This window comes from Chromobacterium sp. FG89 (genome assembly GCF_057808735.1).
The window spans coordinates 130,003-156,018 of sequence record NZ_JBMDIQ010000013.1; the positions used below are offsets into that span (position 1 = coordinate 130,003).

The 26,016-nt window shown below is 56.5% G+C and carries 23 protein-coding genes; 3 read left to right on the forward strand and 20 right to left on the reverse strand.

The window, feature by feature from the left end:
• Positions 1-8 precede the first annotated feature (8 nt).
• The 8 genes from ACODRW_RS14550 to leuC form a co-directional block, all read right to left on the reverse strand.
• Complete coding sequence (locus tag ACODRW_RS14550; RefSeq protein WP_488906045.1) at positions 9-1,019, reverse strand: aspartate-semialdehyde dehydrogenase; 1,011 nt, start codon at positions 1,017-1,019, stop codon at positions 9-11.
• Between the two features lie 152 nt (positions 1,020-1,171).
• Positions 1,172-2,284, reverse strand: a complete 1,113-nt coding sequence (gene asd, locus ACODRW_RS14555) for an aspartate-semialdehyde dehydrogenase (RefSeq protein ID WP_227103618.1) — start codon at positions 2,282-2,284, stop codon at positions 1,172-1,174.
• A gap of 180 nt (positions 2,285-2,464) precedes the next feature.
• A complete protein-coding gene (gene leuB, locus ACODRW_RS14560) occupies positions 2,465-3,529 on the reverse strand; it encodes a 3-isopropylmalate dehydrogenase (RefSeq protein WP_043592101.1) in 1,065 nt (354 codons plus the stop codon).
• Between the two features lie 13 nt (positions 3,530-3,542).
• The gene (locus ACODRW_RS14565; protein WP_488906046.1) at positions 3,543-3,854 is read right to left on the reverse strand and encodes a hypothetical protein; all 312 of its coding nucleotides are present in this window, start codon (positions 3,852-3,854) and stop codon (positions 3,543-3,545) included.
• Positions 3,851-4,630, reverse strand: a complete 780-nt coding sequence (locus ACODRW_RS14570) for a class I SAM-dependent methyltransferase (RefSeq protein ID WP_488906047.1) — start codon at positions 4,628-4,630, stop codon at positions 3,851-3,853. The genes ACODRW_RS14565 and ACODRW_RS14570 overlap by 4 nt, the downstream gene beginning before the upstream one ends.
• A 13-nt stretch (positions 4,631-4,643) precedes the next feature.
• Entirely contained in the window at positions 4,644-5,282 is a 639-nt protein-coding gene (leuD, locus tag ACODRW_RS14575; RefSeq protein WP_235089035.1) for a 3-isopropylmalate dehydratase small subunit, read from the reverse strand.
• Positions 5,283-5,374: 92 nt separating this feature from the next.
• Positions 5,375-5,512, reverse strand: coding sequence for an entericidin A/B family lipoprotein (locus ACODRW_RS14580; RefSeq protein WP_081544472.1), 138 nt, complete (start codon positions 5,510-5,512; stop codon positions 5,375-5,377).
• A 19-nt stretch (positions 5,513-5,531) separates the two neighbouring features.
• Entirely contained in the window at positions 5,532-6,938 is a 1,407-nt protein-coding gene (gene leuC / locus ACODRW_RS14585; protein WP_235089036.1) for a 3-isopropylmalate dehydratase large subunit, read from the reverse strand.
• 170 nt (positions 6,939-7,108) lie between these two features.
• On the opposite strand from leuC, the gene ACODRW_RS14590 reads away from it, so the two are divergent.
• The 3 genes from ACODRW_RS14590 (at position 7,109) to ACODRW_RS14600 (ending at position 9,719) form a co-directional block, all read left to right on the forward strand.
• Positions 7,109-7,888 carry a helix-turn-helix transcriptional regulator gene (locus ACODRW_RS14590; RefSeq protein ID WP_107798728.1) on the forward strand — a complete coding sequence of 260 codons (780 nt, stop codon included), beginning with the start codon at positions 7,109-7,111 and terminating at the stop codon, positions 7,886-7,888.
• 117 nt (positions 7,889-8,005) lie between these two features.
• Complete coding sequence (locus ACODRW_RS14595; RefSeq protein ID WP_488906048.1) at positions 8,006-8,911, forward strand: hypothetical protein; 906 nt, start codon at positions 8,006-8,008, stop codon at positions 8,909-8,911.
• Positions 8,912-9,284: 373 nt separating this feature from the next.
• The gene (locus tag ACODRW_RS14600) at positions 9,285-9,719 is read left to right on the forward strand and encodes a hypothetical protein (RefSeq protein WP_488906049.1); all 435 of its coding nucleotides are present in this window, start codon (positions 9,285-9,287) and stop codon (positions 9,717-9,719) included.
• A gap of 81 nt (positions 9,720-9,800) precedes the next feature.
• Here ACODRW_RS14600 and ACODRW_RS14605 read toward each other — a convergent pair whose 3' ends face one another.
• The 12 genes from ACODRW_RS14605 to ACODRW_RS14660 all read right to left on the reverse strand — a co-directional run bounded on the left by ACODRW_RS14605 (position 9,801) and on the right by ACODRW_RS14660 (position 25,797).
• Entirely contained in the window at positions 9,801-10,190 is a 390-nt protein-coding gene (locus ACODRW_RS14605) for a hypothetical protein (protein WP_488906050.1), read from the reverse strand.
• 119 nt (positions 10,191-10,309) lie between these two features.
• Positions 10,310-10,717: a toxin-antitoxin system YwqK family antitoxin gene (locus ACODRW_RS14610; RefSeq protein WP_488906051.1), complete on the reverse strand. Its 408-nt coding sequence runs from the start codon at positions 10,715-10,717 to the stop codon at positions 10,310-10,312.
• 67 nt (positions 10,718-10,784) lie between these two features.
• The gene (locus ACODRW_RS14615) at positions 10,785-11,228 is read right to left on the reverse strand and encodes a hypothetical protein (protein ID WP_488906052.1); all 444 of its coding nucleotides are present in this window, start codon (positions 11,226-11,228) and stop codon (positions 10,785-10,787) included.
• Between the two features lie 356 nt (positions 11,229-11,584).
• A complete protein-coding gene (locus ACODRW_RS14620) occupies positions 11,585-12,088 on the reverse strand; it encodes a hypothetical protein (RefSeq protein ID WP_488906053.1) in 504 nt (167 codons plus the stop codon).
• Positions 12,089-12,201: 113 nt separating this feature from the next.
• Positions 12,202-12,543 carry a hypothetical protein gene (locus ACODRW_RS14625; protein ID WP_488906054.1) on the reverse strand — a complete coding sequence of 114 codons (342 nt, stop codon included), beginning with the start codon at positions 12,541-12,543 and terminating at the stop codon, positions 12,202-12,204.
• A 197-nt stretch (positions 12,544-12,740) separates the two neighbouring features.
• Positions 12,741-13,052, reverse strand: coding sequence for a hypothetical protein (locus ACODRW_RS14630; protein WP_488906055.1), 312 nt, complete (start codon positions 13,050-13,052; stop codon positions 12,741-12,743).
• Between the two features lie 246 nt (positions 13,053-13,298).
• Positions 13,299-13,898, reverse strand: coding sequence for a hypothetical protein (locus ACODRW_RS14635; protein WP_488906056.1), 600 nt, complete (start codon positions 13,896-13,898; stop codon positions 13,299-13,301).
• 461 nt (positions 13,899-14,359) lie between these two features.
• Positions 14,360-14,839, reverse strand: coding sequence for a hypothetical protein (locus tag ACODRW_RS14640; RefSeq protein ID WP_488906057.1), 480 nt, complete (start codon positions 14,837-14,839; stop codon positions 14,360-14,362).
• A gap of 489 nt (positions 14,840-15,328) precedes the next feature.
• Positions 15,329-15,808, reverse strand: coding sequence for a hypothetical protein (locus ACODRW_RS14645; protein ID WP_488906058.1), 480 nt, complete (start codon positions 15,806-15,808; stop codon positions 15,329-15,331).
• 135 nt (positions 15,809-15,943) lie between these two features.
• Positions 15,944-16,561 carry a hypothetical protein gene (locus ACODRW_RS14650; protein WP_488906059.1) on the reverse strand — a complete coding sequence of 206 codons (618 nt, stop codon included), beginning with the start codon at positions 16,559-16,561 and terminating at the stop codon, positions 15,944-15,946.
• A 659-nt stretch (positions 16,562-17,220) separates the two neighbouring features.
• On the reverse strand, positions 17,221-17,700 hold the full coding sequence (locus tag ACODRW_RS14655; protein WP_488906060.1) for a hypothetical protein: 480 nt from the start codon (positions 17,698-17,700) through the stop codon (positions 17,221-17,223).
• A gap of 9 nt (positions 17,701-17,709) precedes the next feature.
• The gene (locus tag ACODRW_RS14660) at positions 17,710-25,797 is read right to left on the reverse strand and encodes a hemagglutinin repeat-containing protein (protein WP_488906064.1); all 8,088 of its coding nucleotides are present in this window, start codon (positions 25,795-25,797) and stop codon (positions 17,710-17,712) included.
• Positions 25,798-26,016 lie beyond the last annotated feature (219 nt).

A 26,016-nucleotide genomic window follows, 5' to 3' on the forward strand; every position in this document is an offset into this window, starting at 1 on the left:
CCGCCGGATTAGATCAAGCCATTCTGCTTTAACAGGGTTTCGGCGATATTCACGCAATTGAGCGCGGCGCCGGCCTTCACATTGTCGGCGGCCAGCCAGAAACTCAGCGTCCGGCCCTTGCCGCGCAGGCGGCTGACCCACACCGCCTCGTTGCCGGTAGCTTCCATCGGCGTCACATAGCCGCCCAGCTTGTCCACGGCCACCACTTGCAAGCCTGCCGCAAGCAGACGTTTGCGCGCTTGCTCCATGTCAAATTCATGTTCGAATGCCGCGTTCACCGCCCAGGCGTGGCCAAAGAATACCGGCACGCGCACGCAGGTGGCCTCCACTTGCAACTGCGGCAGATCCAGCAGCCGCGTCAATTCGCACTCCACCGAGCGCTCTTCTTCGGACGTACCGTCCGCGTCCAGCGCGCCGATCTGCGGCAACACGTTGAAAGCGATGCGCTTGTCGTAGACCCGGCTTTCGGTCTCGCGCTGGGAGAACAGCGCCGTGGTCTGATCCGCCAGCTCTTCCATCGCCGCCTGGCCGCTGCCGGACACCGATTGATAGGTAGCCACCGACACGCGCTGCAAGCCCAACGGGCGCAGCGCCGCCAGCGCCAGCGCCAGCGGCGTCACCGTGCAATTGGGCGCGGCGGCCAGCGCGGCTTCGCCTGCGTCCGCCAGCAAGGCGCCGTTGATGGCGGGAATCACCAGCGGGACACTGTCGTCCTCGCGGAAGGCGGAGCTGAAATCCACCACCGCCGCGCCTGCCGCGCGCGCCAACGGCGCGTACTCGCGCGCCAGCTCGCTGCCGGCCGCGAAGATGGCCAGCGCCACGTTTTCAAAGGCGAAACCGTCGATGGGATGCACGTCCAGCTCCAGATTGCCGTAGGCGGCGGTCTCGCCTTCCTTGTCCGCCGCGTCCACGGCAAAGACCCGGCCAACGGGCAATTGGCGCTGGGCCAGCAGTTCCAGTACCGCCTGGCCCACCAGGCCGGTGGCGCCGACTACGGCGAGCTGAATAGAGTTCGACATCGCTTTACTTTCTCAATCAATCATTGCAAACAGAATACCGCGCGCAAAAAAGGGCACCTCAGTGCCCTTTTCAACTAGGCCGCGCGTTTGACGCGCGGCTCGGCAGTAGGTGCTCGCCAAGGCGAGCCCCAGGCTGCCGCCATTCTACCCTGTCAGCGCTCGATCAGGATACGCAACATGCGACGCAGCGGTTCGGCCGCGCCCCACAGCAGTTGGTCGCCCACGGTGAAGGCGGACAGGTATTCGCCGCCCATCGCCATCTTGCGCAGGCGGCCCACCGGCGTGGCCAGCGTGCCGGTCACCGCCGCCGGGGTCAGCTCGGCCATCGAGGCCTCGCGGGTATTGGGCACCACTTTGGCCCAGGGATTGGCGGCGGCCAGCATGGCTTCGATCTCGTCCAGCGGCACATCGCGCTTGAGCTTGATGGTCAAGGCCTGGCTGTGGCAACGCATCGCGCCCACGCGCACGCACAAGCCGTCCACCGGCACCGGGTTGGCGGAGCGGCCCAGGATCTTGTTGGTTTCCACGCCGCCCTTCCATTCTTCCTTGGATTGGCCGTTGCCCAGGTCCTTGTCTATCCAAGGGATCAGGCTGCCGGCCAGCGGCACGCCGAAGTTCTGGCTGGGGAAATCGTCCGCGCGCAGGAAGTCCGACACTTTGCGGTCGATGTCCAGAATGGCGGACGCCGGGTCCGCCAGCAGGCCGGATACCTGGGCATTGATCGCGCCCATGCCAGACAGCAGTTCGCGCATATTCTGCGCGCCGGCGCCGGAGGCGGCCTGATAGGTCATGGAGGTGGCCCACTCCACCAGATCGTTCTGGAACAGGCCGCCCAGCGCCATCAGCATCAGCGACACGGTACAGTTGCCGCCGACGTAGTCCTTGACGCCGCGCGCCAGGCCCTGCTCGATCACCGCTTTATTGACCGGGTCCAGGATAATGATGGCATTGTCTTCCATGCGCAGCGCGGAAGCCGCGTCCACCCAGTAACCGTTCCAGCCGGCGGCGCGCAGCTGCGGATAGACTTCATTGGTGTAATCGCCGCCCTGGCAGGTGACGATCACGTCCATGGTCTTGAGTTCGGCGATGTCCTTCGCGTCTTTCAGCGCCGGGGCGTCGCGGCCGATGTCGGGGGCTTTGCCGCCCACATTGGAGGTGGTGAAGAACACCGGCTCGGCGATCGCCGCAAAATCGTTCTCTTCGCGCATGCGCTGCATCAGCACGGAACCCACCATGCCGCGCCAGCCAACAAAACCTACTCTCACTGGGTCTCTCCTGGTATCTGTCTGTCAAATCGTCGCGCCCGCCAGTGCGGCGGGCGGCTGTAATGTTGTCACCCCATTGTGCAGCGCGATAAAGCGTCAGGCAATGGGGTATTTCGTTTTTATTGTATTCAAATCAGAACAGATGGTTCGCCCGGCGCAAGCCGGGCGGACCACTGCCATTTACAGCGCCGACACCACCGCATCCCCCATCGCCGAGCAGCTGACCTTCTCGCAGCCGGCCTCGTAGATGTCGGCGGTGCGCAGGCCGCGCGCCAGCACGGTTTTCACTGCGTTTTCCACCCGCTGCGCCGCGTCTTCCAGGCCGAAGGTGTAGCGCAGCATCATCGCCGCGGACAGGATGGTGGCCAGCGGATTGGCCAGATTCTGCCCGGCGATGTCCGGCGCCGAGCCGTGCGAGGGCTCGTACAGGCCCTTGTTGTTTTCGTCCAGCGAGGCCGACGGCAACATGCCGATGGAGCCGGTCAGCATCGAGGCCTCGTCCGACAGGATGTCGCCGAAGATATTGCCGGTCACCATCACGTCGAACTGCTTGGGATTGCGCACCAGTTGCATCGCCGCGTTGTCCACGTACATATGGGACAACTCCACCTGCGGATACTCCTTGGCCACGTCTATCATCACCTCTTTCCAGAACTCGGTGGTTTCCAGCACATTGGCCTTGTCCACCGAGCACAAGCGCTTGTCGCGCTTCATCGCGATGCCGAAGGCGACATGGGCGATGCGGCGCACCTCGCCCTCGCTATAGCGCATGGTGTTGTAGGCCTCGCGCTCGCCCAGCTCGTTGACGGCGATGCCGCGCGGCTGGCCAAAGTAAATGTCGCCGGTCAGCTCCCGCACAATCATGATGTCCAGGCCGGACACCACTTCCGGCTTCAGCGTGGAGGCGTTGGCCAGTTCCGGATACAGGATGGCCGGGCGCAGGTTGGCGAACAGGTTCAAATCCTTGCGGATGGCCAGCAGGCCGCGCTCCGGCCGCAGCGGACGCTCCAGCTTGTCGTAGGCCGGGCCGCCCACCGCGCCCAGCAGCACCGCGTCGGATTCGCGGCACAGCTTCTGGGTGAACTCCGGATACGGCTGGCCGAAGGCGTCGTAGCCGGCCCCGCCCAAGGGCGCCTGTTCGGTTTCGATGGGCAGACCGTCCTTGCGCAGCACTTCCAGCACGCGCTGCGCCTGGGCGATGATTTCCGGACCGATGCCGTCACCCGGCAGAATGGCGATTTTCATACTGTTTTCCTTTTCAGTCTTGAGGACCGCGCCGGGTCAGCCGCTCCACCAGCACCCGCTCGCAACATTTGAATACGATATAAGCCGCCATCGCGGCATAGCCGGACGCCAGCAGTTCCAGCAATTGGCGCAACGCGCCGTCCATCGCCGCCTGCCAGCCGGCGTCCAGCCACAGCTTGAAATTCAATTGCAACAACAGGGCCAGATTGACCGTGCCCGCGCCGAACACCAGAAAGCTCAAGCCCAGCAGCGCGAAGGCCCAGCAGGGATGGCGATGCAACCAGGCCATCGCGCCGCGCCGGCCGTCGCCGCGGGCGGCGTTCATGTTCTGGCCCACAACACCATCACGTCGGCGCTGAAACTGCCGTCCGCCTCGATGGCGAAATAATCGCGCACCTCCCGGCCCATGCGCTGCTGCAGCAGGCGGATGGCCGCGGCCATCTCCGGCGGCGTGCGCATGCGCGCGGTCCAGGCGTCGAAGGCCAGCCGCAGCCGCTGGCGGCGCAGGCTGTCCACCGCGAAGCCGGCCTCGGCCAGCATCGCCAGCCATTCTCCGGCGCTGTAATCGCGCACGTGGCTGGAATCCCGCAGCACCTCCACCGCCTGCAGATGCGTGTCCAGCAAGGGCTGCCCCGGCGACATCACGTCTATCAGCGCCAACCGGCCGCCCGGCTTCAGCACGCGCCGCGCCTCGCGCAGCGCCAGGCCCACATCGCCCCAGTGATGGGCGGAATAGCGGCTGAACACCAGATCGAAATCGCCGTCGGCAAAAGGCAGCCGCTCCGCCGCGCCCTGGCGCGTGCTCAGATTGTCCAGGCCGCGCCGGGCCGCTTCCGCCGCCACCACCTCCAACATGGCGGCCGACAGATCGTAAGCCACCACCTCCTGCGCCGCCTCCGCCACCTGAAAGCCGACATGGCCGGCGCCGCAGCCCAGGTCCAGCACCCGCGCCGCGCCATGCTCCGCCGCCGCTTGGCGCAGCTCGGCGAACTCCGCGCCTTCCGCATGCACCTGGCTGCTCAGATAGGCGGCGGCCTGACCGCCGAACTGCTGCTCCACGTGCTGCTTATGCGCGTGGCCGCCCTGCTGTAGCGCGCTCATCGCCGGCCGCCGTTCAGGCGAACAGCCACGGCTGCTCGCCGCGGCGCTTGGCTTCGAAAGCCTTGATTTCGTCCGCGTGCCGCAAGGTCAGGCCAATCTCGTCCAGGCCGCCCAGCAGGCAGTGCTTGCGGTGCTCGGTGATGTCGAAGGAGAACACCTGCCCGGCCGGCGTGCTCACCGTCTGCGCCGCCAGGTCCACGGTCAGCTGATAGCCTTCGGCGGCCGCGCATTCGCGGAACAGCTGATCCACCGCGTCCGCCGCCAGCACGATGGGCAGCAGGCCGTTCTTGTAGCAGTTGTTGAAGAAGATGTCGGCGAAACTGGGCGCGATCACCACGCGGAAGCCCTGGTCGTCCAGCGCCCACGGCGCGTGCTCGCGGCTGGAGCCGCAGCCGAAGTTCTCGCGCGCCAGCAACACCTGCGCGCCCTGATAGCGCGGCAGGTTGAGCACGAAGTCCGGGTTCAGCGGCCGCTTGCTGTTGTCCATGCCCGGCTCGCCGTGATCCAGGTAACGCCATTCGTCGAACAGATTGGGACCGAAGCCCGAGCGCTTGATGGATTTCAAGAACTGCTTGGGAATGATGGCGTCGGTATCCACATTGGCGCGGTCCAAGGGACAGGCCAAACCGGTCAGGGTGGTAAATGCTTTCATCGTCAATGCCGTTTCCGGGCGCTAGCGCCCGCCTTCATTAGAGAGTGCGAGGAGACAACCGCCCCGGCGGACGCCGGGGGCGGGCCGCCGCATCACATTTTGTTGGACACGTCCTTGGCGGCGTTTTCAATCGCCTGCCCGCCCTTGGACACGTCCTGGCCCACGCCCTTCACCGTATTGCAAGCGCTCAGGGTCAGCGCGGCCAGTACCAACAACAGCAGTTTTTGCATGATTCTCTCCTTGGAACGGTTACAACGAACGCACATCGACGAAATGACCGGTGACGGCGGCGGCCGCCGCCATCGCCGGGCTGACCAGATGCGTGCGGCCGCCCTGCCCCTGACGGCCCTCGAAATTGCGGTTGGACGTGGACGCGCAGCGCTCGCCCGGCAACAGCCGGTCCGCGTTCATCGCCAGACACATCGAGCAGCCCGGCTCGCGCCACTCGAAGCCGGCGGCCAGGAACACCTGGTCCAGGCCCTCGGCCTCGGCCTGCGCCTTCACCAGGCCGGAGCCCGGCACCACCAGCACCTGCTTCACATTGGCGGCCTTGTGGCGGCCCTTGGCCACGCTGGCGGCCTCGCGCAAATCCTCGATGCGGCTATTGGTACAGGAGCCGATGAAGACGATGTCCACCGCGATGTCGTGGATGGGGGTGTTGGCCTGCAAACCCATATAGCTGAGCGCGCGCTCGATGCCGCTTTTCTTCACCGGATCGCTTTCCCGCGCCGGGTCCGGCACCGCGCCGTCGATATCCACCACCATCTCCGGCGAAGTGCCCCAGGTCACTTGCGGCAGAATCTCCTCCGCGCGCAGCACCACTTCCGCGTCGAATACGGCGCCCGGATCGGAACGCAAAGTGCGCCAATACGCCACCGCCTGCTCCCACTGCTCGCCTTTAGGCGCAAACGGCCGGCCTTTTACATAATCGATGGTCTTCTGGTCCGCCGCCACCATGCCCGAACGCGCGCCGGCCTCGATCGCCATATTGCACAAGCTCATCCGGCCTTCCATAGATAGGCTCTCGATGGCCTCGCCGGCGAACTCGATCGCATAGCCGGTGCCGCCGGCGGTGCCGATCTTGCCGATGATGGCCAGCGCCACATCCTTGCCGGTGATGCCGCGGCCCAGCTTGCCGTCCACCCGCACCAGCATATTCTTGGATTTCTTGGCCACCAGACACTGCGTGGCCATCACATGCTCCACCTCGGAGGTGCCGATGCCATGCGCCAGCGCGGCGAAAGCGCCGTGGGTGGACGTGTGGCTGTCGCCGCACACCACCGTCATGCCCGGCAGCGTGGCGCCCTGCTCCGGCCCCATCACATGCACAATGCCCTGGCCCTTGTCCTTGAACGGGAAATACGCCAGCGCGCCGAAGGCCTTGATGTTGGCGTCCAGCGTTTCCACCTGCTGGCGCGAGATCGGGTCCTTGATGCCCTCGTCCCAATGATCGGTGGGCGTGTTGTGGTCCGCGGTGGACACCACCGAATCCACGCGCCACAGCGGGCGGCCCGCCAGCTTCAGCCCCTCGAACGCCTGCGGGCTGGTCACCTCATGCACCAGGTGGCGGTCGATGTACAGCAAGGCTGTGCCGTCCGCCTCCTGGCGCACCACGTGGCTGTTCCATAATTTGTCGTACAAGGTCTGTGCGGTCATGGTGTTTGCTCGAATCCGGTTATTCAACTTGAGACTGCCGCCGGCGCCGCGGGTTTCCGCGCGCCGGGCACAAGGCTCTGCTCCGTGGACTTATCTTGGAGCCAAACTTTCCCGGCAACAAGCCAGTTGCTTATACTAGTAGCGATACTAATACCCAGAGCCCTACGCCCATGACCGCCAGCAAAGACAGCGCGCCGCTGGGCCAATTCATCCGCGCCCACCGCGAGCGCCTGAGCCCGGAACAAGCCGGCCTGCCGCCCGGCCAGCGCCGCCGCGCCAAAGGCCTGCGCCGCGAAGAAGTGGCCGCGCTGTGCGACATCAGCACCACCTGGCTGACCTGGATAGAACAAGGCCGCACCCAATCCGTGTCCGCGCCCACCCTGGCCCGGCTAGCCGAGGCGCTGCGCCTGACCGCCGCCGAGCGCGACTACCTGTTCAATCTGGCAGGCCTCAAAGACCCGGAGCCGGAATGGCGCGGCCCGTCCGAACAGGCCAAGGCGCTGTTAAAGCAGGCCACCGCCCATATCGATTCCCCCGCCTACGTACTGGACGCCGAATGGCGCGCCGTGGCCTGGAACCCGCCGGCCCAAAGGCTGTTCCGCGACTGGCTGGGCCGGCCGGACGCCAGCCGCAGCCTGCTGGACTTCATCTTCCTGGCCCCGGAAGCGCGCAGCTTCATCGACCAATGGGCGGAGCGCGCCGGCCGCATCGTCGCAGAACTGCGCGCCGATCTCAGCCCGCGGCTGAATCAGCCCGCCATGGCCGCGATGATTGCGGCGCTGGAAGCGAAAAGCCCGGAATTTCGCCAATACTGGCAACAGCAGGACGTGCAGGGCCGCGAAGGCGGCAGCCGCGTGTTCCACCACCCCAGCGCCGGCCGCATCGAGCACCAGCAAATCACCCTCAAACTGGCCCAGGCGCCGGAGTACAAGCTGGTGATGCTGCTCTGAGCGCATGCCGGGGACATGGCCATTTCTTTATATTGAACGCTCCCGGGTTTGGGCACACTGCGCCGCACCAACAAAAAGGCGGCGCTAAACGCCGCCCATCCCGCCTCAGGAGCGCTTATGAAAATTTCAGACCTATTGCTCAGCTGCATTCACCCGCGCGGTTCCGCGGACCCGGACACTCCGCCGCAAACCGCGCTGGCCGGCGAACTCAAACGCGCGCAGAACAGCGACGCCAACGCCGCCCTGCTGCGCGCCGCGCCCAGCCCAAGCGCCGCTCGCTCCCGCGCCCACGACAGCGCGCTGAACCAAGCCAGACGCCGCTTCGCCACCGCCGCGCCGGCCGGCGTGGACCCGGCGTTCAAACCCGCCCAGCAACGCTTCGCCCACTGGCTTAACCAGCAACCGCTCAATACCTGGCGCCAACTGCTGCACAATCACCAAGCCCGCGAAGTGCACGCCTTCATCGACGCCCACACCGAAGACATGGCGCGCCGCGACCTGGCCAGGATGCCCGGCGCGGACGCCAAGGCCCTGATCCAGGCTTACCGCGAAGCCATGATCGCCGCCGCCGCCCAACTCTACCCGCAACAAGCCGAGCGCTTTCGCCAGGGCGGCGTCAGCACCCTCAGCCAGCAACTGGAGCAACTCAGCCAGCAGGCAGGGCTGGATTGCAGCAACAAACGCCCGCTGCAACAGCAGGCGCTTCAGGAGTTGATACGCGCCACGGCGGACCAAATAGCCGACGCGCTGGAGCAGACCAAACCGCAGTTGCTGCGCAAAGCGCTGGAACAGGCCAGCAACGCCTACCAGGCGCACCCGGCCGCCACCCGCCGGCAAGCCGCCTGCCAGGCCGCCGCCCAAACCTTATCCGGCGAACGCGAAGCCAGCGACCAAAGCACGCTGGGGCTGTCGCTGCGCCGCGCCGGCGGCGCCCGTCTCAGCCGCCGTCATTACGACTCCATCCGCCTGAGCCGGGAAACCTTCGCCCAGCGCCGGATCACCCTGGGCAAGCGCGCCGGCTAAGCCCGTCCTAAAGCCCCGCCCAGCATCTGCCGTATCGCCGGCGGCTGGGACCGGGGCGGCTTGGCCGCAAGCCCAAGCCCAAAACTCGGCGGCCGCGTGCCCTTGACCCGCCCCGCCCGCGCCGCCACAATCGCCTGCGTGCCGACCCACATCCGGCACTGGGACTGGAACCCCATGTTTCTTCGAGAACAGGCATTGCCCGCAACAGGCAATGCCGATGAGACGCGCGCGCCAGTACGGCGGGGGCGGATCATAGGTGCGGCCAACGCCGTACCGGTTTCTTGAAGAGCCGGAGTTCCAGCCTGTGATCTCGCTCCCGCCACCCGACTGGAACCGGAAAACGGGCCACTTAGCATCTTCAAGGAGATAGCAAATGTCTCATGAACTTCCCCCGCGCCGTCATTACCGTCCCAAGCCTCACGAAACCCAGGCCACGCAGCTGCCCTTCGTCCGCCACCTGCCGCAACGCGGCCAGCCCCACCATTGGCAGATGCCGCCCGCCGACGACTACGTGGACGCATGCGCCTACGGCCGCGAATGTGCCGCCCACTTGGCCCAGTACCTGAAAGACAATCTGGACCGCCACAACAAGGGCCTGCTCGGCAAGATCGCCTACGACATCGACTTCCGCGACCCTCACCACGCCCGCGGCTATTGGGTGGGTTTCTTCAACTACGCGGAGCAGTTGATGGTACTGGGCGCGCTGCGCTGCGACGTCTTCCAGCACGTGGACAGCGTGCACGCGATGCAACGCGCGCAAGTCGCCAAAACCGAGCTGGAAGGCAAGACGCCCAGCCGCAATAGCTAAGGCGTAAAAAAGCGGCGCGCCGGATTGGCGCGCCGCTTTCAAATTCCCGCCCATTTAAAAACATCAATCCCAGCAATTCAATCAGCCTAACTTTGTTAAAAACACTTCTCTAATCAACTCCACATCCTCCCTCAGCCCATCCGCCTCTTCATGGTAGGTTTCAAAAAACTGCTCATCCACACCCATATAAATATCCTTGAGCTCATGCAACACATCCCGATCAAATGGATCATCTACTGTAAATCCATCACTTATACTTCTCACCCGCTTAAACAATGCAGTATAAATAGCCACCCTTCTGAACTGCGACCCAAGTTTACACGGCCTCTCTAATTCATCATAAGCATACGCAAACTGCTGACCAAGGTCGTAGCCAAAACTAGCACCTCTTGAAAACTCAGAGTCAACTGTCTTTAACACTGCTGCATAAGTACGATAACACTCAAAATCCACCTTTTTTTCTGGAATCACGGCTTCTCATTGCAAAATTAATCATTCCTGCAGCGCCCCAATAGGTAGCACCACCCTAGGACACACTCCCTCACCCCACCACTTACCTACAACATGCTAGCTCACACCACATATCTAACTTAGAGCCGGCCCTCGCTCCACATATGCCGACGAATCTCCAGCAATTCATAACCTTCTGCTGATGGGTTCAAGCCATACTCGCTAATTAAGCCCCCCTTCACATCCCACTCTTTTCTTTCGATCAAAATTCCACACTCATAGCTACAAGCGATCTTCACCCCGCTATGCTCAAACCACTCAACGCAGCATCCATGCAAATAATTCCTGCGATACGACTCTTCTTTAAACGGCTTGCCAGAGGAATACCAGATCTTGACCGTCCCATCTAGCAGACCATCCACATACATAGCCTCGCTGATTAAGACATCCTTTATCTCTTCGTATGCAACACCACTAAAAGGCGCCCCAGCATAAATGCAAATTCGCTCAACCGAATAGTCCAACTCACCCTCATCAACCCTCAACATTTACCCCACCTCTCCGAACCTTATCCGCTTACAAAACAACAAGACCTGAACAACTCGCAGAAACAATTCACACTCGCTCAACACAATCAAAAGGCGACCTACCTGATTTTTTAAAATCTGAATATATTTTTTTACTCAGCAACTTCAGGCTCTGGGCTGCACGAACACCCAGATCCGGGTGCTGTTTCAACACTTCCTCTTCAAGCAAACCAAACTCACCCGGCACTTCATAAGCATGGCTCAATATATCATGGCACAAAAAAAATCTATTCTGCATTACTCTTTTAAAGTTCCAAAAAACACCGGCACACTCTTCCTTTGCCGCCACTGAAATCAAATCATACATATGGGTCGCATCATCCGGGTGAACATGAAATGACACAAATAATACTTGATCAATTCCTTTCACATACGGCCCAGAGAAAAACCACCCCCTCACGGTTATTGCCTCAAGCAGACGCTTAAAAACCTGCGACGCTCTTTCCTCTTCCAGATAACTGAACCCATCCATTCTAAAGCCCTCCTTTTTGAATTTGTGGGACATAAGATTTTAGAGCATTCGGCTCATGCAAGCGCCAAGTCCCAGGATCGCGCATCGACGACACCTGTGCCACTAGCACTTTAGAAATAAACAGCTCAAAAAACACTTACCATCCGCAAAAAATTAATAATGAGCAAACCAAGGCCCTCCTTAACATTCACCCCCACTACACCACAAAAAAAATGAGCACCCAATGATTAAAATAAAAGCTTTGCACACCCGGCAACGCATATCACTTTCATCACTTGCAAAAACACCAAGACCCCTCCTAAAGCCGCCATGAAAATTATCACGTCTGCAGCCAGGCCCAGCAATAAATTCACAAACTACTTTGCACTCTGAAACAAAGACAAACCGCTAAGACTTTTCTCGGGCAACCCTCTTACACAAACCCAGCAAAGCCTTCCTGAAAATCCAACCCCAAATTCAACACAATCAGACACGGCAATCCACTCCGTCGTATCAACATCAGCCCAAGCAATCATTATCTTATTTAAATCATAGAAAACCCGGACCTCAGCCCTCTCATCCAAAAGCATCTCTTCATGCCACCAATCAACGGAAAAGCATGGCACTCCAACCTCTTCTCGCAATGAAGTACTCAGCTCAGGAACTCCACGCTCAAAACAATCAAAAATCACCAAAGAAAAGCTGGCCACCACCCCACTTTTTCGATCAACCCCTATTTCAATTAATGAACTCTTAAAATTACCCAACCTCCAATAAACACAATTACAATTCTCTCCATCAGTCAAATAAAATTTAAATGGAAGATAATCTCCAAATTCAGCGACCACCTTCTCGCCTCGTTTCAATCCTATTATTTTCAACAGTTCACACTCTTCTGCCAAGGCGTAAAAAGTAGCGAATCACATTCAAATCCTCACGGACTATTTTTATGTAAATAATCTTCAGCCACTCAAAATCCAGATCATGCACACAGCTACCTTTTAAGTTTTGGAAGAAAGAACTCCTTTCCTGTTTCTCTATCTACAAACACATCCACACCATCATCTTGTCGCAAAAACACCAAATTTGATGGAGCATCAACGCCAGCCACAAACTTGCCATTAGCACTCAAAGAGTCTGCATAACGCCATCCTTCTGGCGCCATGACTTTTGCTTTAACAGCCGGAGGCACAAAGCAAACTGCAACGGGTTGCCTTGGATCATCATCCCAATCCGCGCAACCGAACCCTAACCAGTCACAAGAAACCATCGGCCCATGCATTTGATCAACAACCACAAGATCCACAGCGGCTCCATCATCGCCCGCCCATTCCACTTAGAGTTTCTACATAACTACGCGTCTCATGAGGACTCACAAAGTGAACGCATACCAGTTCACCATCCGAGCGGAGTGTTTTATTTGGGAGCATCCGCATAAAATGCACAACTCCCCCAAACACCTTCTCAACAATCGATCGACAACGAATAACTGCCGATATTCCTTCAATTAATACTGCCATCAATCACTCCATTTTATTTAGAACGTTGCACCCTATGCCATTGAGTAAACGCCCTCTCGTCAGGTTCATTGCCCAAAGCCTCATAAAACTGAATTCTATCCGCCATTAACAAAGACTCTTCCCTGCAAAAAAATTCACCTGTTTGAACGGATAAATCATATTTCGCGCAAAACACTGGGTCAGTAAATTTTCTACAATACCCATTTACCAGATCAAGCGCGTCTCCCTCAGAACATCCATAGTCCTCCTGCAACTGAAGAACAACCCGCTCAAGCAAGAAAATTTCGTCCTCACTTGCTGATGGCAATAACAATTTCGTCTTCACTTTCCCTCCCAAGAGACCTATCAAACAAAACCACTACCTCTCACTCAATTACAACAGTTAGAACACCACTTTCTGGCCATGCCTTCACCCACCCCTTGCCAGCATCACCTAATATTTCCCCACATTTCTCAAACTCAAGCACAATAAAAACTCAACATCAGGAGCAAGCCATGAAGATCATTCCTGCTTCCTAAAAATTGGTACCTACCCCCTCATCAGCAACATGCTCCTTTTAATTAAGAGCCGCTAACAATACTGACGAACAAAAAAATCATTAATCTCTACATTGCTCAGCATATTTTTAACTTCAAAGTCCACCATATCGGAAATACAAACAACGCCCCTCAACTCAGCGGGCAGATCATCAATGGAGGAACTCACTGTCGGTGCTAGAAATTTAAAATAATCCCCCATCTCAACTTCGCCTTGGTAGCCAACGGGAAAATCCTCCCCCTGAAAACCACCCTCAACCGCATGATAAAGATAGAATCCATGCTTAATTGAAACACTCAAATCTGAGCCTTCCGGAACCCTGCCAAATGACTGCAATAGGTTCGCCTCCACCTGAGCCCTATCAGCCAACCCTCTATTATTGTACTTAGAATAAAAAACCAACTCATAATTTGCTTCAGGGTGATGAAAGTCGTGCTGAAATTTCTCCGACTCTCCCCAAACCAACTCATTCAGTTCATCCAAGCGACTTTCTACATTATCTAGCTGCAACAAGCTTCTGGGCAAATCCCCAAATCCATTATTAACCATCATACCTATTCGACCATTCTTATCCATGCAAAACCAGGTAAATATTGAACCAAATCCAGGCCGCCAATCAACATTCAGAACCATTGAACCCACCTCCTTTTAGTAAAACTGTGCCAGCTACAACATGTAGAAAATGACCATTCCTTAACACAAATCTCCAAAATCGCCCACAAGTGACCTACCTAGCTGAAATAAATATCTTCTGGCCGCCCTCATTGCGAACAAGCATTTCTGCTACAGATATTTCTACCATCTGCACTTGATATCGCTTGTTGCGGCTAAGCCAATGCCAAGTTCATTACCCCTTCAGTATCAGCACCAGCCCCCAATACTCCAGCAGCCACATGGAGAGAGTCTTCAACAACTGAGAAGCTGTACGCTCAGAGCAACGAATTCTACTAGTACATGCATGCTATGAAAAACACCCGACTCATCAAAACGGAGCAGGAGAACATGACACTAGGGCTCAATAGTTATGGCGCAAAAAAGGCGCACCAAGTTGGCGCGCCGCTTTCATGGCCATAGAAGGCCGCAAACTTCAGCCTCTAATAATCGATATAGCCCCAATTATCCTCGTCTATCGGCGCAGCCAGCTTTTCCATTGGATAATTGCACAGACCTTCCAACACTATCGGCAAATCATGGGCAATCGCCTCGTACTCGTCCCGTGGCAAATGATAGGCCGCATGATAACGCTCCAAGTCAAAATGCTCCAATACCGCCAAGGCCCACGGGTGAAAGTTGACCGGCACGTGATCCCACTCCAAGGCTTTTTTGGCAACCCCCAACCATGCGACGGGAAGATTCACATTTACCTTACAGTAAAACTCCCAAGACTCATTCATGCCCCACCAAAAAATATCGCTAATACGCTCAGGCGTATAGCTTGCACGCTCCGCCAGACGCCAGTCCGAATCAAACAACCTCTTATAAAACACCAACAAATCAAAATATACCACTTTTCTTTGAGGAAAAAGGTATATCTCATCTCCGAGCAAATCATCTAAGCACGACATTGGAAACATAGCACCTCCTTCAAGAATCGACCTTCACTCCCTTCATGACGCCCCAAAACACCACACCGCCAATTTGAAAAATAGCAAGCCAACTTAACGAACACCTATTTAACATCTATCTTTTGTAAACAACAATCCCACCTCCTATCAATCCGACAAGAACCCCATATTATTTTGAATAAATACAGACATAGAGCCCAACTACCAAAACATCAAATAGGCAATTATTAACTAACCTTATACAAGCAAAAATAATTGATGCACATGCACCATCCAAAAACAGAGCAAGCCACTCACCCTAATCAAGCACATCCACAAGCACGTCAACATCAACCCTCTTCCATTCGCCCACTGACTTCGCCAATGATCTACTCGTCACAGAAAAAATTCATTTTATAAATTTGTTAAAATGTGCTGAGGCTTCTCTTCTGATCAAATAACGTCTTCAGCACCTAGATGCTCTACACACTCACCAGATAAAATGTTCTTACCCCCACATCAATAATCAATACACCCCCAAATACTCTCATCTATCGGCACAGTCAGCTTTTCCTCTGGATAATTGCGCAAACTTTCCAACACTATCGGCAAATCACGGGCAATCGCCTCGTATTCGCCCCGAGGCAAATGATAGGCCGCATGATAACGCTCCAGGTCAAAATGCTCCAATATCGCCAAGGCCCACGGGTAAAAATTGATCGGCACGTGGTCCCACTCCAAGGCTTTTTTGGCGGTAGCCAGCCATATAACAGGGAGGTTTTCATTGATCTTGCAATATGACTCCCATGCCTCATTAATAACCCACCACAACCTATCACTTCTTTCTTCAGCGCTTGACTGACTCCAGACTGCTATCGCTCTTGGATAGTCATACAAATCAATAAAATACTGTAAAAACTCAATATAAAGTGATTTCCTACCAGGAAAATTATAAACCTGATCAATCAATACATCACTAAGCCTTACCTCTGGAAACATAAGCCCCCCATCATTGCAATCACCGCAAACACCTCACACACCTCACACACCGACACTACCCAACTAAATTACATACCCTTTATTTCCGCCAAATCAAATGAAACTACTCTTATCAGAATTAACCATGTAACACCATCACTCCCCCGGCCACTTCCACTCTCGACTTTCCCTAATTCTCTTTTTCTCTTCTTTAGCCCCCTCCAGCCAATCTTCATTGATTGCTTCTTTGAAAACGGAGATTCTGGTCACATATTGATCAGGACACATATCCACATTAGCCAAAAAATTGGTCATAACAGACACCCCGCCTACATTGGAGTCTGGCACATGTGACTCGTCAGCCGAATCGTAGTACAACTCACAATGATCAACTATTTTCTGCACACCCTCGCCCAATCCACAGTCAAACCATTTTCCTTTATAGCAAACCGCTTCAGCGACAGGATTAACTCCCTCCTCCCCACAAACACCAGGCAGCCTTGCCTCCACGCAGCTAATTACACCTTGCTCAACAGCCACAAACAAAAGAATATCTAGGCTTTCATAGTCACCAAATGATTCCTCCACATAAAAAACATAAGAGTCTGATTTCTCCAGCCTTAACACAGGACCATGCTCAAACTGAAATCTATCACCCCCACCCAATCGATATCGCTCAAGACTCCTTTCAAAAACATCAACCGGAGTGCTCAACTTAATTCCAGCCAAAGATTGAAATGAAATAACTGGCGCATCCCAAGTAAACCGTTTCAAAAACCCTCTCCACCATCAAGCCTACCCCTGTGAAATATTGACGACTACAACCAGTCGCCCCTCATAGCCAAGCAAGCTCTACCTAATTTATTAAAATCTGCGCGCCATATTGAAACCCAAGCTGGAACGATCCACACATGACATAATACAGTCAACCTAAATCCAACCCAAAATGATTTCGCACAAAATAACCTCACCTAGCGACCATGCCATCTTTTATTTTTAAGCAAAACAAAAGCCGCATAGTTTACTTTCAATCTCGCCAACAAATGTTTCCATACATAAGCCAACACCTTGCCTCTAACCCTAGCTATTTATTGGAAAAATCAGCTAAAACCTTCCCATGCTTCGCCAACAACTCCACCACGAACTCCCGGTCAAATTTCATTAAAAAGTACGCAGCACCACCAACTCTCCAATGATGTCTCTCCGGATGTTTCACGATCTTTTCCAAATGATTCTTCAATTATTTTATTACTCACTTTACACCCTCATTTTTAACCCTTTCCGCCAGACCCATCTAGTAGCCGGCAGGAACACATGGGCACCAGCCTCCTGAGGCATCTCTCTCATCATATCACTAGCCAAATCAAAGCTAAGCTGTAAAAAAGCGGCGTACCGGATTGGCGTCCCTCTTTCACGACCAGAAACTTCAGCCTCTAATAATCGATATAACCCCAATTATCCTCGTCTATCGGCGCAGTCAGCTTTTTCGCCGGATAATTGCGCAGACCTTCCAGCACTATCGGCAAATCACGGGCAATCGCCTCGTACTCGTCCCGTGGTAAATGATAGGCCGCATGATAACGCTCCAGGTCAAAATGCTCCAATATCGCCAAGGCCCACGGGTGAAAGTTGACCGGCACGTGATCCCACTCCAAGGCTTTTTTGGCGATAGACAACCATGCAATCGGAAGATTCGCGTTAACTTGGCAGTAGACATCCCAAGCCTCGTTCATCACCCACCAAAATATATGACTAATGTGCTCTGATGTATAACCATGTCGTTCTGCAAGCCTCCACTCAGAATCAAAAATATCATCGCAAAACTTAACTGCCGCAAGATATACAGCCTCTCTTTCAGAAAAGCCATAGACGCCTTCACCCAACAAATCATTCAAACTCGACGCAGGAAACACTTTACCTCCTTATTTTTTCTTTACAGGACTATAAGACAAATCTGGCGCAACCGGCCACTTCCCCTTATTTCGCTCGGCCCCGGAAGGGGTAACTGTCACCACTCCACCATCCTTGTAAACTGCGACATTACCATTCCCATGGTACAACCGTACCTCCACGTTGGGGAAAAACTCCACAAACTGCTCCCTAATAACTTTAGAACAGCTTTCACAAGGAGGCCTTTCTGTAAACAAATTAATATTTCCTCGCACACCAGCATCATTTCGGTACTTCTGAGCAAAAGCCTCCAATATTTTAAACTCAGTGTCCGACTCCCTTGGCACCCCTTTAAAAGGACCTGCATATGGGGTTAGAATTCTTTCGCCCGGAGGAGGTAGACTAACAAACCCATCTCGCTGCCCTTCTGGACTGTTTCCTATTCTAGAGTGCGCCTTCACTTCCACACTCTCTTTACCATAAACATTAATTTCGGCCACACCTGCATTTCCAGCTGGGATCCCTTTTTCATTCATTATGGGATACTGTTTTCTGATCTGATCCACCCCAGCCTTCAACGACGACCAAGTTTCCGCATGATAGCTTTCCCCATCTCGGTTGGCATTCAGCTTGGTTTGCGTTTTTGCTGGCACTGGCGATGCGGACAGGTAGTCCGGCTTTTCCTTTGCCGGCCCTACTTTTACCAGCGTCCCGCCGCCAACCGGCCTGCCCTGCGGCTTGGGGGCGACGCCATTGGTGGAAAACAGCAGGCCCGATGCGATTGCCCTTTGCATCAAGCTGGTTTGAGACTCGTTAATCGCCCCGCTTGTCACCGCCACGTGTTCCGCCGCACCCAACAATTTGTTCAGCTGATCCAGACGGTTATCCAACTGAATCACTTCCGGAGAGGCGGTCTTGCCGCTTTTATACAAGTCCAATTGTTGCTTGAACGTTGCTGTATATTCCTCCTGCAACTGCAACACAACCTGTTTTTGCTCCGCCTTGGAAACATGCGCAAAATCGCCGGTCACCAACCCAACATAGCGAGCAAATTGCTCCTGGTTCATCCTGCCATTAAGCTGCGGCAACTGAGCATAAGCATCCGCCATCTGAGGCAGATACTGTAGATTCAATGCATCGTTCTTATAGTCCGCGGTTCCACGATAATCCAGACGAACACCGCTACTCCCTTGCAGGTCTTTCAAAATAGCTTCCGCCTGCGGGTCATTGCGGTAGCTAATGTACATCTCGCTATTTTGGAAGGCCAGTTGCTCCAACAGGCGAGCCTCCCATTGTTTGGCGCTTAGTCCCTCTTTCCCCGCCAACTGTTTTGCTTTTTCCTTCACCAGCTTGGTCTGACTGGGGTGCAGCTGCCTATTGAACTTCTCCCCATCCAGCGCCACCGCGCCTCCCGACAATGCCGCGCCAGCATCGCCGCCGCTCAATCCGCCCACTACCGCACCGGTGGCGACGGCCGCCCATTGCTGAATGGCTTTGCGTTGCGGCTCGTCCAACTGGGTATTGCTCTGCAGATAATCAGCCACTTGGCTGCCTATCCACTCATTGGCCCCGGCGGCCGCCATGCCCGCCAACATATTGCCCCCGCCCGCCTTAGCCTGCAGCGCCCCCATCAACGCATGCAACGCCATTTTTTCCGGACTACCGTCCTTCCAGCCCATTTCCTTAGACAAGTCGCCCACGGCGCGGAAACCGACTTCCCCCAAGACGCGGCTGAACTCTTGCTGCTCCGCAACTTTCTTGGCGTCGAAGATACGCTCCAATTGCCCACCTGCGCTTGCGGCGTCGCGACTCAAACCGACCGTACTGTCCTGTCCGCTGCTCTGATCTTGCTTGACGGTAATGCTGCCGCCGGCTATCGCGCTGTTCGTGGTACTGGATTTGGACTCCTGCTGCGGAACGCCCAAACCTGGCATCACCATGCCGCCCTTTGGCGCGCCGCCCATGCCATCCCCGCCGGAGCTGAAACTGGCGCTGAAGCTGACGGCGGAGTATTCCGCGGAATTTTCCAGCCCGGCAAAGCCCAGGCTATTAGTAAGCAGCGTGTTTTTGGCGGCGTCCGCCGTGCTCGTGATCACCGCGCCATTCAACTGGGAATGCCCGCCCACGGCGACATCAAAACCACCCTTTCCGGCAAACAAACCAGTCTGCTCCTGCACGCTGCGCCAATCGCTCTTGGTTTGACTGAAGCTCAGACTGCCGTCCACTCCGCTATCGTTGCCATAGGCATAACGCCCTTCAATCTGACCGGACCAGCTCTTTTGCCGGTATTGATCCCGATCTTGCTCGCTGGTCAATGTAAGATTTCTGCCCACCTCAAATTGGATGCTGTCGCCGCGCACGGTTGTCCCCGTCAGACTAACGTCGCGACCGGTTTTGACTTGCACTTTGCCGGTGGCGTCCAGCGTGGTTTCCTCATGCGTCAGACTGCTGATCTTGGTGCTGCTCTGGCTCATTGCCGCAGAGCCGTAAGCGCCAATCCCGCCTTTGCCGCCGCCTTTGCCTACGCTGCCGCCAATGTAGACCCCCGCCTCCAGATCCAGCTTGCGATAGGTGCTTTCCTGGCTGCTGATGGCCTCCTGGCTATGGGTAATCAGGTCTCGAGCGGCGTTCAACGCAATTGCGTTGGCAGTCAAAGCCGTTCCGGTCAGCGTGATGTCTCCGTTTTCTCCGCTCCCATCGCCCCGCGCCCGAATATCTATTTCGCCACCAGCCGCAGCTTGCGCTTTCTTCACCACATCAACGTGGGAGATGCTCTCGCTTTCTTCATGGCTATAGCCATAGCCGATGGAAACCCTGCCTTTCAAACCGCCGCCCTTGTCCGTGCTTTGACTGACGGACTGCATCATGGTGGACAAGTCTTTGGCGGCGTAAGCCGCTTTGGCGGCATAAAGCGCTTTAAGCCTAGGGTCGCTGACTTGCGAGCCGCGGTCCGCGGTGCTCATCAGATTGGCCGCTGCCTGGCTGACCGTGCTTTTGGCTCCGATACGCAAACCGCTGGATTCGGTGTAACTAAGCGTGCGGCTGTCCAATGCATCCACCACCGCGACTCCGCTTACATCTCGACCATCAATCTGAATATCTTTGGCCGCTTGCAACTGAGTGCCGATCAGGTCGATTTTGCCTCCGGCCTGAATCAGCAGACTGCCGGCGTTACTGCCAACAACCCCTTGTACATGAGTGGCATTGTTCTGCAGTTCTTCCAGCCCTTTAGTACGGCTGCCCACGGTAACGCCGAACGAACCGCCTCCGCTGCTGCCGAACATGCCGCTGGTTTTTTCTATATGAATATGTTCGGAGCGCGCCCGGTCTATGGCACTGTCCAGCGTAATATCACGTCCCGCAATCAAAGCCACATCGTTGTTAGCGACAATCTGCGCACCTACGGCCCGAATGTCGCGTACGCCTTTCGCCACGATGGCATCGGCGGATAACAGTGTCTGCTGCGCCGTGGTGCTGTCGTGTGAGCTAATATCGGTGACGGTTTTTTTCTTAAACGCGCCCCCGGAACTACGCACGGTCTTGTGGTAGTCGCTATGTCTATTGTCCGCAGTACCCAGCTCTATATCACGCCCAGCCAACAAAACCGATTGACCGTCACTGATGATGTTGGCCGCCTGAGTTGCAATATCGCGGCCTGCATTAAGGGTCAAACCGCTGGCGCCAGACAGCGCGCTGCCGTGCTGGCTAAGGTCGTAGTTGTTGTGGATATCGCCATTGGTGTAGTAGTTGTCGCTGCGGCTTTGGGTAGCCACCGCCCCCAGGCGAATATCCTGACCTACATTCAGCGTCAAACCGCCATGGCTGCCTAGGCTGGCGCCGTTCAGTACGGCGGCGTCGCCGGCTTGCAATTGCAGATTGCCCTGGCTGGTCAGGCCAGCCACGGTAAGGCTGTCTGTTTGCCAGCTGTGACCATAGCCCTTGGAACCCATCTGCACATTGAGACGATCTTGCCGGCTGTTGGCTTCGCTTTGTACGGTCAACTGCTTGCCGGCCAGCGCCAGCAGGCCGCCGCCGGCCTGGGCCTGGGAGCCGTTGAGGGCTAGATTACCGCCGGCTTGCAGCAGCATATCGCCGCCGGCCTGCAGCTGGGTGGCATGGCGGATCTGGTCCAGCGTCGAGTACGCGCCCCAACCCCAGCCATTCCAACTGCCCTGGCCTTGCTTGCTGTCCAATGTGGATTGCAGGGTCAGCTCATTGCCGGCCACGGCGAGCAGCTTGCCGCCTGCTTTGACGTCCGCGCCGCTAAGCGTGAGGTCGTGCCCGGCGTTAAAGCCCAAGCTGCCACCCACTTGCAGCGTGCTGCCGACATGGTCGACCTGCTGGTAACTGTACTGGCTGCGGCCGGTGTTGGCCGCATAGCTGTAACGATTTTCGCGGCTGGCGATGTCCAGATCGCGGCCGGCCTGCAGTTGCGCGTCGCCGCTGACCCGCAGCTGCGCGGCTTGCAGCTTGAGATCATTGCCGGCCTGCAGCTGCAAGCTGCCCGCCTGGATCACGCTGCCGGCCTGGCTGTGTTGTTTGTCGTCGCTAACGCTCAGATTGTGGCGAGCGCCAAGGCCCAGATCGCCGCCGGCCAGCACTTTGCCGCCTTCGATGCGGATATCGCCCGCCTGCGCCAACAGACTGTTGTCCGCCTTCAGGGTGCCGCTATTGATCAGCGAGCCATCGGCCAGCAGCTCCATATGGCTGCTGGCCAGCACCGCGCCCTGGCCGCGCAGCGATTGCTCCTGCGCCTTGGCCAGGTACACCACCGGCACCAGCACGTCGTGACCGTCGACATTCTGCTTGACCAGCCACACCATATCCGCGGTAAGGCGAGACATCTGCTCCGCGGACAGCGCCACGCCCGGCGTCAATTGGAATTGCTTGGCGTATTCCGCGCCCTGGCTCATCAATTGCTGGTATTGCTGCGTCGCGTTGGCGTTGCCGCCGATGAAGCGCTTGCCGGTCAGTTCCGTCACCGCGCGGCTGACCAGTTGCTGCTCGTAGAAACCGTCGCCCAGGCGCTTTTCCACACGGCTGGGGTCGTAGCCCAATTGTTTGAGCAGATAATCCGACGAAATGAAATTGCCGTATTGGGTAAAGCGCGGATCGGTTTCCACCAAATAAGGCTGCGCCGGCGCCGGGCGGGTCTGGAACAGGCCGTTATTGGGCAAGCTATAGCCGTCCGCCACCGGGTTGGCCGCCTTGGTGCCGGCGGACTCCAACAATACTTGCTGCGGCAGCACCGCGGCTTTGACTCCATCCCACTGCGCGCCGGCCAGGCCGCCCACCGCTGATTTTTGCAGATCCGCCGCCGCTTGCGCGCCAGTCAGCTGCCCGGCCAAGGTTTGCGCGGAGGCGACGGCATCCAGCGGCTTGCCGCCCAGATTCTTGCCCTCGCTGGCCATGTCGCCATCGGCTTGCGCCAAAGCCTTGCCCGCTGCGGTGTTTACCGCCGTCGCTTTGGACTGGCTGTCGCCGGTAGTTAGAGAGATATCGAGCTGAGAAGCCTTGCCGTTGGAAATGGTGGGGGCTTGTAGTGTGAGTTTTTTGCCGGTGCTAATTACTGCATCAAGCGACCCTACTTTCTCAACCACTGTTTTTATAGGCAACGACACATCATGAGTACCAAAACAGAATCGCCCGGGCTGGCACTCATTAGCCACAGTAGAAACAATCGATGTCACTACTGTCTTATTTAAATTCTGCCCAATGTTTTTTATTACCCCACCACTTTCAAAAAAATCGCCACCAACCAAAATATCACCATACTCATTAACCCCTTCTACAACATTGAAACGAGCATCACCTCCAACGTAGAAGCCACCACGTCCCTTCCCCTCAACAGCGACATCTACCATCTCATTAATTTTAGTGACTCTAGCAAACTCCCCAGGGTTGGCCAAGGGTAAATTTGGAGAGATGCTTGACAAATCCACAACCCGCCCCCTTCCCTCCCGACTAAAGACACTTAACTCAACTCCATCTCCTACATAGTGCTGGTAGTCATTATTAGGAGGTAGACGAGATTCCATTTCTCCAGTTGTCATCGCTCTAGCATCCGCCAACATATTACTAGCCCAGATCTGACCATTTACAGGGAAAAGATGCTTATTTGGATCAAACCCCACCAAGTAAACATACCTGTCATTTTTTTTACTTATGTAATAATATTGTTCCGTTTTCACCTCAACAATTCTTCCACCAGCGTTAGGAAATTCAACCTTACGCTCCACAGTTAACAAATTATGCTGAACATCATCTTTTACAACTCTATAATTTAGTAGATAATATGGGTCCGGACCACAGGACCTATCACAATTCTGATAAAAAACCTTCCTACTTACATCCACCCCATTTTTGAAATAAAATTCACCAACATACGGCCTAATTATTGGAGAACACAACCCACGTCCATCATGACCACAATTATCAGTAACACCAACAAGCATCACAGGATATTTATATAGACTCCGCCGCTCTACTTTTTCAAGACTATTTGTCTTTAACGCAATGGCAGCAGATTCATTCCTCAATCCACTTGCATCAACAAATAAATTCCCATCAGTTTGTAAGGTTGCCACATGGTTAATCACCTGCCCTGCGGCCGCTCCGGCCTTGCCTATGCGCATATCACCCTGGCTATACAACCAGCTGCCATCGTGATTATTTAGGGTTTGTCCGATATCCAACGCCATATTGCCGGCAGAGGCGATCAGCCCCTGGTTGCCGCCGTTGTCCAGGCTGGCGGCCTGGATGGAGATATCGCCGCCGGTGATGGAGTGGGTGTTCAGCACGCTGGCGGCGTTCAGTTGCAAACTGCCGGCGCTGAGCTTGCCGCTATTGCTGAGCGCCTGGCTCAGTGCAGCGCTGAGTTTGCCGCCTGCGTTGACCTCGCCGCTATTGGTCCAGCTGACGCCGTTCAAAACCAAATCGCCGCCGGCCTGCAACTGGCCGCTGTTGATCAGATTTCCGCCGCTGCTGATGCTGAGCTTGCCATTGGCTTGCAGCTTGCTGCCCGCCGCGTGGATGAAGTCGCTGACCAAGGTCAGGCTCAAATCCTTGCCAGCCAGGAAGGAACCGGAATTGCCCAGGCTCACGGTGTCGATGCCCAGGCTGCCCACGCTCAGCAGGCTGCCGCCGGCATTGTCCAGTCCTTGCGCCTTGATCCGCCAATCGCCGTTACCGGCGATCTGGCCGCCGTTGTTCAATTGCCCGCTGAGGGTCACACGGCTGTCGCCGCTGCCCAGCGCCAACAGCTTGCCGCCCTGGTTGAGCAGACTACCGCTGCCCAAGGTCAAAGTGTGGCCGGCCTGGATCAGGCCGCCGGCGTTGTCCACGCTGGCGCTGTCCAACTTCAAAGCGCCGTTGCTGCCCAAAGCCCCCTGGCGATTGTCCAGCGCTCCGCTCGCGCTGAGCTGCAGATCGCCCTGACTGCTGAGCGTGCCGCCGGCATTCAGCAAGCCTGCCGCCGTCACCTGCAATTGACCGTTGGACAGCACCTTGCCCTGCAGACTATTGTCCAGCTGGCCGCTTAACTCCAGCTTGGCCACGCCGTCTCCTGCCTGGCTGAGCAGACCTTGCTGGTTGTTCAGCTCGGCGGCTTTCAGTTGCAGTTGCCCGGCCTGAATTTTGCCGCCCTGGTTCTGCGCCACTTGCGCCACTTGCACGCCCAGCTTGGCCGCGCTTTGCAAAGTACCCTGGCGGTTGTCCAAGGCCGCGGCGTTCACCTCCAGACCGCCATTGCCGGCCAACAAACCCTGTGCGGAGTTGTCGAGCGTCCCGCTGATGTTGACCTTGCCGTCGCCGCTTCCCAACACCTTGATGCTGCCGCCCTGATTACCCAGGCCAGCCGCGTGCATTTGCAAGGATTCGGCTTGCACCGTGCCGCCTTGGTTGCTCAAGGCCGCGCCCAGCTGCAGTTGCAGCCCTTGTCCGCTGACCAAGGCGCCGCCCTGATTGTCCAGACCTTGGGCTAATTGCAATGATTGCGCGCCCAGGCTGCTCAACGAGCCCTGCTGGTTGTTCAAGGATTGAGCCGCAAGCGTCAGGCCGCCGTTGCTGAACAGCGTACCTTGCTGATTGTCGAGACGCTGGCGCACCTGCCATTGCGCCATGGTCTGTCCCAGGTGGCGGATTTCGCCGCCCTTGTTGCTGAGCGTGCCCGCCTTCAGATTCAGGTCTTTGGCGACAATGTGGCCGCCGTCGTTGTTCAAGCCGGCTTGCCTCTCCAGCTTCAACTGGCCGGCCGACTGCAGCGTGCCGCCGTGGTTGTCGATGTCGGCGGCCTTGATGTCCAGCCCGGCATTGCCGGCGATCTTGCCCTGATTGTTCAG